The 12,234-nt window shown below is 72.6% G+C and carries 10 protein-coding genes; 7 read left to right on the plus strand and 3 right to left on the minus strand.

Annotated features, from left to right (window positions below; all coding sequences use genetic code 11):
• Window positions 1-82 precede the first annotated feature (82 nt).
• From ACZ4TW_RS12505 to ACZ4TW_RS12525, 5 genes are all read left to right on the plus strand, one after another.
• Window positions 83-1,258: an ROK family protein gene (locus ACZ4TW_RS12505; protein ID WP_465543046.1), complete on the plus strand. Its 1,176-nt coding sequence runs from the start codon at window positions 83-85 to the stop codon at window positions 1,256-1,258.
• Window positions 1,259-1,318: 60 nt separating this feature from the next.
• Window positions 1,319-2,044 carry a YqaJ viral recombinase family protein gene (locus tag ACZ4TW_RS12510; RefSeq protein WP_465543047.1) on the plus strand — a complete coding sequence of 242 codons (726 nt, stop codon included), beginning with the start codon at window positions 1,319-1,321 and terminating at the stop codon, window positions 2,042-2,044.
• On the plus strand, window positions 2,041-2,847 hold the full coding sequence (locus tag ACZ4TW_RS12515; protein ID WP_465543048.1) for an alpha/beta fold hydrolase: 807 nt from the start codon (window positions 2,041-2,043) through the stop codon (window positions 2,845-2,847). The genes ACZ4TW_RS12510 and ACZ4TW_RS12515 overlap by 4 nt, the downstream gene beginning before the upstream one ends.
• A 146-nt stretch (window positions 2,848-2,993) precedes the next feature.
• A complete protein-coding gene (locus tag ACZ4TW_RS12520; protein WP_465543049.1) occupies window positions 2,994-3,968 on the plus strand; it encodes an NADP-dependent oxidoreductase in 975 nt (324 codons plus the stop codon).
• Between the two features lie 168 nt (window positions 3,969-4,136).
• On the plus strand, window positions 4,137-5,531 hold the full coding sequence (locus ACZ4TW_RS12525; protein ID WP_465543050.1) for a cryptochrome/photolyase family protein: 1,395 nt from the start codon (window positions 4,137-4,139) through the stop codon (window positions 5,529-5,531).
• Window positions 5,532-5,565: 34 nt separating this feature from the next.
• Here the strand turns inward: ACZ4TW_RS12525 and ACZ4TW_RS12530 are convergent, their stop codons facing one another.
• Window positions 5,566-6,156 (minus strand): GNAT family N-acetyltransferase, encoded by a 591-nt coding sequence (locus tag ACZ4TW_RS12530; protein WP_465543051.1) that lies wholly within the window; start codon window positions 6,154-6,156, stop codon window positions 5,566-5,568.
• 106 nt (window positions 6,157-6,262) lie between these two features.
• On the opposite strand from ACZ4TW_RS12530, the gene ACZ4TW_RS12535 reads away from it, so the two are divergent.
• Both ACZ4TW_RS12535 and ACZ4TW_RS12540 read left to right on the plus strand, forming a co-directional pair.
• Complete coding sequence (locus tag ACZ4TW_RS12535; protein WP_465543052.1) at window positions 6,263-7,612, plus strand: ATP-binding protein; 1,350 nt, start codon at window positions 6,263-6,265, stop codon at window positions 7,610-7,612.
• On the plus strand, window positions 7,609-8,838 hold the full coding sequence (locus ACZ4TW_RS12540) for a glycosyltransferase family 87 protein (RefSeq protein ID WP_465543053.1): 1,230 nt from the start codon (window positions 7,609-7,611) through the stop codon (window positions 8,836-8,838). Before ACZ4TW_RS12535 ends, ACZ4TW_RS12540 begins: the two co-directional genes overlap by 4 nt.
• A 73-nt stretch (window positions 8,839-8,911) precedes the next feature.
• Here the strand turns inward: ACZ4TW_RS12540 and aceB are convergent, their stop codons facing one another.
• Window positions 8,912-10,579 carry a malate synthase A gene (aceB, locus tag ACZ4TW_RS12545; protein ID WP_465543054.1) on the minus strand — a complete coding sequence of 556 codons (1,668 nt, stop codon included), beginning with the start codon at window positions 10,577-10,579 and terminating at the stop codon, window positions 8,912-8,914.
• 66 nt (window positions 10,580-10,645) lie between these two features.
• On the minus strand, window positions 10,646-11,971 hold the full coding sequence (gene aceA / locus ACZ4TW_RS12550) for an isocitrate lyase (RefSeq protein WP_465543055.1): 1,326 nt from the start codon (window positions 11,969-11,971) through the stop codon (window positions 10,646-10,648).
• Between the last annotated feature and the right edge of the window lie 263 nt (window positions 11,972-12,234).

The raw sequence follows: 12,234 nt of genomic DNA on the forward strand, positions 1-12,234 counted from the left end.
CGTGCTATGGGAGAATCAACGGATGACTGACGTAAGTGCGGGTGGGTCTCGGCCACACGTGAATGCGCTGGGTTCGACCGCGATGAGCGATCTGTTCCAGATCCTCCGCGACGGTCAGCCGCGCACGCGGAGCGAGCTCGCCGCCGTCACGGGCCTCGCCCGCACGACCGTCGCGATGCGGATCGACGCGCTCACCGACCTCGGCCTCGTGGGGCCCGTCGGCGAGGCCGCGTCGACCGGCGGTCGCCCCTCCTCGCTGTTCGCGATCACCGCGAGCGGCCGGTACGTGATCGGCGTCGACATCGGCGCCTCGCACGTGCGGGTGGCCCTCAGCGACATCACCGGCCGCGTGCTCGAGGAGACGAACTCGGTCATCGCCGTCTCCGAGGGCCCCCGCGTCGTGCTCGACGTGGCCGTCGCATCGGCTCGCGATCTCATCGAGCGCGCCGGTCGTCGCACCGACGACCTGCTCGCGATCGGGATCGGCGTGCCGGGGCCGGTCGAGTTCAGCTCGGGCCGGCCGATCAACCCGCCGATCATGCCCGGCTGGGACCGGTTCGACGTCGCCGGATGGATCCGCCAGGAGTTCGACGTCCCGGTCCTCGTCGACAACGACGTGAACATCATGGCGCTGGGTGAGCGCGAGCGCGCCTGGCCCGACGTCGACCACCTGCTGTTCGTCAAGATCGCGACCGGGATCGGCGCCGGCGTCATCTCGGGCGGCTTCCTCCAGCGCGGAGCGCAGGGCACGGCGGGCGACATCGGCCACGTCTACGTCTCGCGCGGCGCCGAGATCGCCTGCAACTGCGGCAACTTCGGCTGCCTCGAGGCGCTCGCCTCGGGCAGCGCGATCGCCCGGGCGCTCACCGCCGAGGGCATCCCGGCGAAGAACTCGCGTGACGTCGTCGACCTGGTCAAGAACGGCAACGTCAAGGCCATCCAGGCGGTCCGGCAGGCCGGGCGCGACATCGGCGAGGTGCTCACGACCTGCCTCAGCCTGATGAACCCGTCGGTGATCGTGCTCGGCGGCGCGATGGCCGAGGCCGGCGAGCACCTGATCGCGGGCGTCCGCGAAGTCGTGTACCGCCGCTCCATGCCCCTGGCGACGGAATCGCTGCACATCACGCTCTCGCAGACCGGGGCCGACGCGGCGGTCCTCGGCGCGACCATGCTGGCGATCCACCACTCGCTCTCCCCGGCCAACATCGAGGCGATGATCGCCGCCTCCTCGGCCGGGCTCATGCGCGCGGTCAAGTAGCGCCGCGCCGCGCGTCCCCGGCGACCGTCCGACGGGGACGGTCGGCGGTAGCGTTGAGGGGTGACCGACACCCCGTTCGCGCTCTTCGACCTCGAGTCGGTCGCGCCGCGCGTCGCGTCGGCACTCCGCGAGCCGTCGCACCCGCACGAGCGCCGCATCGTGGCCGATGCGGGCGACCGGGTGGCGTGGCTGCGGGCCCGCTCGCGGGGAGTGACGGCGACGGATGCCGCGAAGCTCGCGTCCGCCGCATCCGTCCGTGCCGCCGCGAACGAGAAGCTGTACGGCACGCCGGGCCGCGGGTTCGGCGGGAGCCGGTACACCGACCACGGCCGCGAGCGCGAGCCCGTGATCGCGGCATGGGTGCAGCAGGAGCACGGCATCGCTCCGTCGAGCCTGCTGTTCCATGCCGAGCGCGACGAGCGCCACCTCGCGACGCCCGACGGGCTCCGGGTCGCGGGGGGCGGCGCCGTCGAGCTGTGCGAGATCAAGACGACGTCCAAGTCGTGGCGGGCCATCCCCCGCGGATACCTCCGTCAGGTGTGGTGGCAGCAGTACGTGCTCGGCGCCGAGCGCACGCTCGTGGTCTGGGAGCTGCACGACGGTTTCAGGCCCGTCGCCGATCCGCAGTGTCGCTGGGTCGACCGCGACGAGAACCAGATCGCGCAGCTCGTGCGACTGGCCGACCTGCTGCTCGAGGCGATCCGGCCGCAGCCCGGCGCCCCCGAGCCGGTCGGCTACCGCGAGTCGCCCGGCCGTGCCTTCTACCGCCCCGGGCCGCTCGCGTGAGCTTCGTGCTCCTGCACGGCCTCGGCGCCGACCGGAGCCAGCCGCTCGCGCTGTTCGGGCCGGTGCTCTCCGAGCTCGGCGTGCCGTCCGCGTCGATCGCGGCGCCCGACGTGCGGGCGCATGGCGCGTCCACGCTCGTCGGCGAACCGGCCGACTTCGCGCTCGACCGGCTCGCGCACGAGGTCGCCGCGGCGGCCGCCGGCGAGCTGGGCCGCGCACGCGGCGAGGCCGGAGCATCCCGAGGCCTCGCTTCGCCCGTCACCCTGATCGGCATCTCGATGGGCGCCGCGCTCGCGCTGCGGATCTGCCTGCTCGGGCTCCTGCCCGTCGATCGCGCCGTCTTCGTCCGACCCGCGTTCGGCGACCGCTCGCTGCCCGCGAACCTCCGGGCGTTCCCGGTCATCGGCGAACTGCTGCGCGAGTTCGGACCCGACGAGGGCGCCGAGCGGTTCCGGCGCACCGAGCCGTACCTGCGCGTCGCACGCGAGTCGCCGGCCGGGGGGCGCGGCCTGCTCGCGCAGTTCAGGGCGCCGGATGCCTCGCGGCGGGCGATCCGGCTCGTCGAGATCCCGCGCAATCGCGCGTTCGCGCACGACGCCGAGCTGGCCGGCCTCGCCCGGGGCGGCATCCGTTCGCTCGTGGTCGGCGCGCCGCGCGACCCGGCGCATCCATTGGCGCTGGCCGAGCGCTGGGCGGCCGGGCTCGGCGCGCCGCTCGAGCGGGTTCCGCCGCGCGATGACGGGCAGCCCGCCCAGGATGCCGCGATGCGCGCCATCGTCCGCGACCGGCTCAGCGGGCGCTGACGGATTCGTCGACGCGTTCGGGCTCGACGGTCGCGACCTCGCGGGGCCACGGCGTGCGACTCAGCGCGCGCATGCGACATCCCCTCTCGACGCAGCAGTGCTCGCAGCCTAACCTGCCCCAGAATGGAGCGACGGGAGGCGAGCGGATGGCGGATGCGATGCGGGCACTGGTGGTCGACGCGACGGGCGAGGGCGCGCAGCTGCACCCCGCCGAGGTGCCGAGACCGGTCCGCGTGAGCGACGAGGTGCTCGTGCGCGTGGTGGCCGCCGGCGTCAACCCGATCGACCGCAAGACGAAGCTCGGTCGCGGCGTGTCCGCCGCGATCCCGTCGTACCCCGCCGTGCTCGGCCTCGACTTCGCCGGGGTCGTCGAACAGGTGCCCTACGCCGCGCACCCCCTGCAGGTCGGCGACCACGTGTACGGCATGGCGCGCGTGCCGCGCACCTCCGGCAGTTACGCCGAGTTCGTCAGCGTCTCGTCGCTGAGCGTCGCGCCCATGCCGACCGCGATCGGCTTCGTCGAGGCGGCGGGCGTGCCCTGCGCCGCGCTCACCGCGTGGGGCGCGGTCGTCGACGTCGCCCGCGCACACGACGGCCAGCGGATGCTGGTGCATGCGGGCGCCGGCGGCGTCGGCCACTTCGCGGTGCAGCTCGCGAGCTACTTCGGGGCTCACGTCACCGCGACGGGGTCGGCTCGCAACGCCGAGTTCCTGACGTCGCTCGGCGCGGATCGCGTGATCGACTACACGAGCGAACGCTTCGAAGAGGTGCTGGCCGACCAGGATGTGGTGATCGACCTCATCGGGAACGTCGCGGACGACACGGGCACGCGTTCGCTCCGGGTACTGCGTCGAGGCGGGCTCGTGGTGAACGTGCCCAGCCATTCGTGGCCGGCCATGGCCGAGGAGGCCGCGGCCGCCGGCGTGCGGGCGACCGGGTACTCGGTACCGCCCGACGGGCGGACGCTCGCGGTGATCACGCGGCTCATCGACGACGGGTCCATCCGCGTGCACGTCGACGGCGAGTACCCGCTCGAGGAGGGCGAGGCCGCGCATCGGCGCCTCGGCGAGGGACACGTGCGCGGCAAGCTCGTGCTGCGCGTGGCGCCCGACCCGTCCTGACGCCCCTCCTCCCCCGGCTCCATCCGTCCCCCGGTTCACAGGAGAATCGGCCGTCCACAGGACGGAATCCGCGCCCGCGTCCTGCGTATCGGCGATTCTCCTGTGAACCGTGTGTGCGGATTCTGCGGCGGGGGTCGGGCGTCGGATGGCTCGGCTAGCGTGACCGACATGAGCGCCGCGCCGTCGATCGTCTGGTTCCGCGACGACCTGCGCGTGGCCGACCACCCCGCGCTGCACGCGGCGGTCGAGCGCGGCGAGCCGATCGTCGCGGTGTACGTGCTCGACGAGGAGTCCGCGGGCATCCGCCCGCTCGGCGGGGCCGCGAAGTGGTGGCTGCACCACTCGCTCGACTCGCTCGCCGCCGACCTGCGAGACCGCGGGGTGCGGCTCGTGCTGCGGCGCGGACCGGCGGGGCGCGTCATCCGCTCGCTCGTCGAGGAGGTCGGCGCGGGCGCCGCGTTCTGGAACCGGCGCTACGGCGGCGCCGAACGCGAGGTCGACACCGCGCTGAAGTCCGAGCTCGCCGATGCCGGGCTCGAGGTGCGCAGCTTCGGCGCATCGCTGCTGTTCGAACCCTGGACGATCCGGACGGGCTCGGGCACCTCGTTCTCGGTGTTCACCCCGTTCTGGAAGGCGTGCCTCGCGGCCGACGAGCCGCGGCATCCGCTGCCAGAGCCCTCCGAGCTCGACGGGTTCGGCGGGCCGTCGGGTCGCGGCGGCCCTGCGAGCGACGACCTCCACGACTGGGGCCTGCTGCCGACGTCGCCCGACTGGGCGGGCGGCCTGCGCGAGACATGGGAACCCGGTGAAGCCGCCGCGCATCGGCGCCTCCGCGACTTCCTCCGCGACGACCTCGCCGACTACGCGACCGGTCGCGACCGCATGGACCGGCAGGTCACGAGCCGGCTGTCTCCGCGCCTGCGCTGGGGCGAGCTGAGCCCGCACCAGGTGTGGCACGCCACGCGCGAGCGCGCCGCCGGCACCGCGGGCGCGCGCAAGTTCCTCTCCGAGGTCGGATGGCGCGAGTTCGCCTGGCACGTGCTCTTCCACTTCCCCGAGCTCGCCACGAAGAACTGGCGGGCCGAGTTCGACGCGTTCCCGTGGCCGCGGCTGCACCCGTCGGCCCTCACCGCGTGGGAGCGCGGGCGCACGGGCATGCCGGTCGTCGACGCCGGGATGCGCGAGCTGTGGCACACCGGCGTGCTGCACAATCGCGTGCGGATGATCACCGCGTCGTTCCTGACCAAGAACCTGCTCATCGACTGGCGGCGCGGCGAGCAGTGGTTCTGGGACACGCTCGTCGACGCCGACCACGCATCGAACCCGTTCGGGTGGCAGTGGGTCGCGGGCTCGGGCGCCGACGCGGCACCCTACTTCCGGGTGTTCAACCCCGAGCTGCAGCGCGAGAAGTTCGACCCCGACGGGGCATACGTGCGCAGGTGGGTGCCCGAGGCGGGCACCGCCGAGTATCCCGACCCGATCGTCGACCTGAAGGAGACGCGCAGCAGGGCCCTCGCCGCCTACGAGCGGGTGAAGGCGACGCGCACCGCGGGTGTGGAGTAGCCGCGCGGCGGCGCCGCGAGTCGGTGGCGCCGCGCTACTCGGCCACCAGACCGCGCTCGAGCACGTAGTCGTGCTCCCAGCGGTCGCCGACGAGGAACCGCTTCGTGCCGACGATCGCGAATCCGTGCTTCTCGTAGAAGCGGATGGCGCGAGCGTTCTCCTGGTTCACGCCGAGCCAGACCACCGGCGCGCCCTCGCGAGCCGCCTCGGCCAGCGTCGCCCGCATGAGCTCGCTCGCGACGCCCTGCCCGTGCGCGGCCGGGTGCGCGTACATCTTGCTCAGCTCGATCGCGGGCCGCGCCGAGACCGCGGCGGCGGCATCGGCGTCGCCGGGCACGCCGTCCCGGGTGCGGACGAGCATCGACCAGCCGACCAGCCCGTCGGTGCCGTCGAGCTCTCCGCGCCACTCCGCGGCGTGCGCGTCGGCGGCGACCGCGACGAGCAGGGTGCGGTCGGGGTCGGCGAGGTACTCGGCGAACCGGTCGCGGGTGAGGTGACGGGCGATGAAGTCCGAGATCGCCTCGGCCGTCGTCGACGGCGGGCATGCGAGGGGGAAGGTCACGGCGGCGAGCGCGGCGAGCGCCCCGGCATCGGCCGGCGCGGCGGGTCGGATCCGGACGGTCACCACCGCACCCTACTCCGAGCCGCGATCGCTCGACGTGCGCCGAGGTCGCGTGAGAGGGTGTCGTCAACCGGCGCGCAGGGGACGCGCGCCGCGGAAGGGGTTTCGCATGTCCGGAGTGCTCGCGGCATCCGTCGACGGCAGGTCGTTCACCACGAGTGCGGGCGAGGGCGCGCCGACCGGCACCCTCGTGCGTCTCGAGACGACGGATGGCGCCTGGCTCGGCCTCGTCGAGGCGGCCGGCGCCGACGGGGCCGAGGTCGGTCGCGTGCTCGGCGTGCTCGATGACGACGGCGGCCTCGACCAGCGGTCGGATGCGCCGTTCCGAAACGCGCACGTGCGACGCGCCGACGCGGCATCCGTCGACGCCCTGTACCGCGCGTCGCACGCGACGCTCGACATCGGCACCATGCTCGCCTCCCCCGGGCCGGCGAAGCTGATCGGCTCCCGGTTCAACCGCCACACGTTCTGGTGCGGCCAGTCGGGTTCCGGCAAGACATATGCGCTCGGCGTCGTGCTCGAACAGGTGATCGCGCACACCGCGCTGCCGGTCGTGGTGTTCGACCCCAACTCCGACTTCGTGCGCCTCGGCGAACTCCGCGAGGGCGTCAGCGGGCCGGATGCCGCGGCCCTCGCCGAACGGACGGTCCGCGTGCTGCGTCCGAACGGGCCCGACCCCCTCCTCGTGCACTTCCGGTCGCTGCCGATCGAGGCCAAGGCCGCCATCCTGCGCCTGGATCCCGTGGCCGACGCACGCGAGTTCAACACGCTGCTGCACTCCGACGAGATCGCGACGGCCCTCGACAAGGACACGCTGCTCGGTGCGCTCCGCGCGTCCGACGATGCGGGCCGGCAGGCGCTCGCGACCCGGATCGAGAACCTCGGCATGCTCGATTGGGAGGTCTGGGCCGGGCCCCGGACGCCCGTGAACGAGATCGTCGCCGAGCGCCCGGATGCCACGGTGCTCGACCTCGGCGGCTTCTCGACGCCCGACCAGCACCTGTCGGTGGCGATCTCGGTGCTCGACGACCTGTGGGCGCGACGCGCCGAGCGCCGCCCGGTGCTGCTCGTGATCGACGAGGCGCACAACCTGTGCTCGCCCGACCTCGTCACCCCGCTCGCCGTCGCCGTGCGCGAGCGGATCATCCAGATCGCCGCAGAGGGCCGCAAGTACGGCCTGTGGCTGCTGCTGTCGACGCAGCGGCCCTCGAAGATCCATCCGGGGATCATCTCGCAGTGCGACAACCTCGCCGTGATGAAGATGAGCTCGCCGGGCGACCTCGCGCAGCTGGGGTCGTACTTCGGCGTCGCGCCGGCCGGGCTGCTCGCGATGTCGCCGTGGTTCCGGCAGGGCGAGGCGCTCTTCGCGGGCGGGTTCGTGCCCGCGCCGACGCTCGTCAAGATCGGCTCGCGCCTCACGCCCGAGGGCGGCGGCGACGTCGGGGTTCCCCTGCGATGACCCCTGGCGGCGCATCCGGCCATCCGCCGTGGCGCCCGCGCCTCGTCGTCGCCGCGGCGTGGGCGGTGGTCGCCGCGGTCGCTGCGGTCCTCGTCGTGCAGCGCTACGCCGACGCGGTGGCCGGCGGACTCGGGATGGACCTCGGCTTCATCCTCGACGCCGCGGCGATCGCCCGCGCGGGCGGCGACGTCTACGACGCCGAGTGGTACACGTACACGCCCCTGCTCGCCTGGCTGCTGACGCCGCTCGCCGGGAGCGCCGCGGCGATGCCGGTGTGGACTGCCGTCGAGCTCGCCTGCGGGGCTCTCGCGGTCGCCCTGGTCGTGATCACCCTGCACGAGCGACTACCGGGATGGCGCGCCCCGCTCGTCGCGGGCGTCGGCGCGGTCACCCTGTTCTACAGCTCGATGCTCTCGATCGAGCTGTTCCTCGGGCAGAACCAGCTGGTCCTGATGGCGATCATCGCGCTCGCGGTGTTCCTGGGCGAGCGCGCGCCCGCCGGCGCCGGGGTCGCGCTCGGCGTGGCCGCGCTCGTCAAGACCTGGCCAGCGGCGCTGCTCCTCTGGTTGCTGCGGGCCGGCCAGCCTCGCAAGGTCCGGGCGCTGCTCGCCGCACTCGCCACGGCCGTCGCGTTCGCCGTCGTGATGGTCGCGGTGTCGGGCTGGGAGGGCATCGGCCGTCTCGTCGATCGCACGTTCCGGCTCAGCCAGCAACCCCTCGACCTGTACTCGGTGTGGTATTTCGCCCGACAGGGCGTTCCGGGCACGGACCTTCCGCTTCCCCTCGCCGAGTCGCCGCCGCTCGGCGTGGCAGTGTCCGTCCTGCTTGCGCTCGGCGTGCTCGGGCTCGTCGCGCTGGTCCTCCTCCGACCGGGCGACCCGTCGCTCGCGATGTGGAACCTCGCGGGTGCGACGATCCTGCTCGTCCCCGTCTCACACCCCTTCTACCAGCTGCTCATGCTTCCCCTGCTCTGGGTGTGGACGGCGATCCTCGTGTCCGCGACCCGCCGTCGTGTCGAGGCGGCGATCGCGGTCGTGGTGCTCGTCGCCTGGTGGTTCGTGGCGTTCCGCCTGCCCGCCCCCGACGGGGGTTGGCCGCAGTTCACCACGGTGGCGCTGACGATCGCCGCATTCGCCGCGTCCACGGTGTTCGCGGCCCGCCTCGACGGCGCGTGCGAGGGAGCGGTGCCATCCCGGGCCGCCGCGGCCCGAGTCCACGCACGCTGACGGGTCGGTTCCCGCCACCCGGCTCCGGAACGATCCGGAGGGCGGCGGGAACCGACCCGTCGAGCTCCAGCTGCTACAGGAAGCGGGCGTAGGCCCCGACCGTCAGGAACGTCGGGAACTCGGGCTCGAGTGCGACCGAACGGAACACCGAGATCGCGTCGTCGAACCGGTCGCCGTCGAAGCGGGGCAGGTCGGCGACGGCCTGCGCCATGATCCGCACGATCGACGTCTGGTCGATGCGCGTTCCCTCGGCGGTGACCGTGTTGTCGTGCAGCCACTGCCACACCTGCGAGCGCGAGATCTCCGCGGTCGCGGCGTCCTCCATCAGATTGTCGATGGCCGCGGCGCCGGTGCCTCGGAGCCACGACTCGATGTACCGGATGGTGATGGAGATGTTGTCGTAGACGCCCGCCTCGGTCACCCGGCCGCCCACTGACGGGATGTCGAGCAGGTCGGCGCCGGTCACATGCACGTCGTCACGCAGGCGGTCGACCTGGTTCGGCCGGTCGCCCAGCACGGCGTCGAACTCGGCGCGGGCGGTCGGGATGAGGTCGGGGTGCGCGACCCACGTGCCGTCGAAGCCATCGGTCGCCTCGCGCCGCTTGTCGGCCGACACCGCGGCGAGCGCGCGCTCGGTCACCTCGGGGTCGCGACGGTTCGGGATGAACGCGCTCATGCCGCCGATCGCGTGCGCGCCGCGCTTGTGGCAGGTCTGCACGAGCAGCTCGGTGTACGCCCGCATGAACGGCACCGTCATGGTGATGGACTTGCGGTCGGGCATGACCCAGCGGCGGCCGCGCGAGCGGAACGTCTTCACGATCGAGAAGATGTAGTCCCAGCGGCCGGCGTTGAGGCCGGCGCAGTGGTCACGCAGTTCGTACAGGATCTCGTCCATCTGGAACGCGGCCTGGATCGTCTCGATGAGCACCGTCGCGCGGACGGTGCTCTGCGGGATGCCGAGGTAGTCCTGCGCGAAGACGAAGATGTCGTTCCAGAGCTTCGCCTCGCGGTGCGACTCGAGCTTCGGCAGGTAGAAGTACGGGCCGCGGCCGGCCGCGATGAGCGCCTGCGCGTTGTGGAAGAAGTACAGGCCGAAGTCGACGAGCGAACCGGAGGCGTGCATCGCACGCCCCGCCCGGTCGTGGAACCGCAGGTGCTTCTCGACGAGATGCCAGCCGCGCGGGCGGAAGACGATCGTCGGCGTCTCGGTCGCGGTGACGCGGTACTCCTTGCCCTCGGGACTCGTGTACTCGAGGTTGCCGCGCAGGAAGTCGAACAGGCTCAGCTGTCCCTCGACGACGTTGGCCCAGGTCGGGCTCGTCGCGTCCTCGTGATCGGCCAGCCACACCTTCGCGCCGGAGTTCAGCGCGTTGATCGCCATCTTGCGGTCGGTGGGGCCGGTGATCTCGACGCGACGATCCTCGAGGCCCGGCCCGGCGCCGGCGACGCGCCACGAGGCGTCGTTGCGGATCCACTCCGTCTCGGGCAGGAACCGCGGGTCGCGGCCGTTCGCGGCGTCGACGCGGGTCTGCAAGCGGATGGCGAGCAGCTCGTGCCGGGTGTGCGCGAACCGGTCGTGCAGCGCGGCGAGGAACTCGAGCGCCTCGGGCGTGAGGATCTCGTCATAGCGCTCGCCGTTCGGCGCGCTGACCTCGAGGTGCGGCTGCACGGTCTCGAAGGCGGGCGCCGTGCGTGCGGGCCGCGGCTCATGGGTGGTCGGTCGGTCGATCGTGATGGTCATGGTCTCGTCTCCTTCGGTCCCGGTGGTCGAGTGCAGTGCGCCGCCACTCGACCACCGAGGTGGTGATCAGTGCTGGAACTGCTCTTCCTCGGTCGATCCGACGAGGGCGAGGGTCGCGCTGTTGGGGTTCAGCGCGGTGGCGATCTGGTCGAAGTAGCCGGTGCCGACCTCGCGCTGGTGGCGCGTGGCGGTGTAGCCGTCGGCCTCGGAGGCGAACTCGGCCTCCTGCAGCTCGACGTAGGCCGACATGTGGCGCTCGTTGTAGTCCTTCGCGAGCGTGAACATGCCGTGGTTCAGGGAGTGGAAGCCCGCCAGGGTGATGAACTGGAACGCGTAGCCCATCGACGCGAGCTCGCGCTGGAACTTCGCGATCTGGTCGTCGTCGAGGTGGCGCTTCCAGTTGAACGACGGCGAGCAGTTGTAGCTCAGGCGCTTGCCGGGGAACTTCGCGTGCACCGCCTCGGCGAAACGGCGCGCGAGCTCGAGGTCGGGCTCCGCCGACTCCACCCACAGGAGGTCGGCGTACTCGGCGTACGCGAGGCCACGGGCGATGACCGGCTCGATGCCGTTCTGCACGTTGTAGAAGCCCTCGGCGGTGCGCTCACCCGTGACGAACGGCTTGTCGCGCTCGTCGTGGTCGCTGGTCAGCAGGGTCGCCGCGAGCGCGTCGGTGCGGGCGATGATGATCGAGGGCACGCCCGCGACATCCGCTGCGAGCCGTGCCGCGTTGATCGTGCGGATGTGCTGCGACGTCGGGATCAGCACCTTGCCGCCCATGTGCCCGCACTTCTTCTCGCTCGCGAGCTGGTCCTCCCAATGGACGCCGGCCGCGCCGGCCTCGATCATCTGGTGCATGAGCTCGTAGGCGTTCAGCGGTCCGCCGAAGCCGGCCTCGGCGTCGGCGACGATGGGCGCCATCCAGTCGCGGTCGTCGGTGCCCTGCTCGACCTGGCCGGCGCGCAGCAGCGCGTTGTTGATGCGACGCACGACGGCGGGGACCGAGTTGGCCGGGTAGAGCGACTGGTCGGGGTACGTCTGGCCCGAGAGGTTCGCGTCGGCGGCGACCTGCCAGCCCGAGAGGTAGATGGCCTTGAGGCCCGCGCGCACCTGCTGCACGGCCTGGTTGCCGGTGAGGGCGCCGAGCGCAGCCGACCACTCCGGGTTCTCCATGGGCTCGAAGGCGGTGCCGGTGTTCTTCTGGATGTTCTCCCACAGCTTCTCGGCGCCGCGACGGGCGAGCGTGCGCTCCTCGCGGACCGGACCGCGGAGGGCGATGACGTCCTCGGCGGTGTAGTCGCGCTTGACCCCCTCCCAGCGGGGGTCGGCGTCCCACTCGAGCTGCAGCTCGGCAGCGGTCTGGATCTGGTCGCCGGGGCGGTTCTCGGTGCTCATCGTCGTGCTCCTTCGGTGCGATGGATGTCTCTGCGAGCCCTTCCGTCGGGTTCGCCGTGGTCCGTGACATCCATGCTGCGGGGCACGCAGGGGGCTCGACCGACGGATCCGGGGGTGAACTTCCCGGGTTCTTCCGCGCCGCGGAACATCCCCGGCGCTGCGCCCCCGCTCGGGCCGTCGAGGGGGGGGGGGGGGGGGGGGGGGGGGGGGGGGTGGGGGAGTGTGGGGGGGTGTCGCGCGTCGTCCGTTGTTCTCCGCCTCCC

The organism is Agromyces sp. NPDC029043, assembly GCF_055564615.1.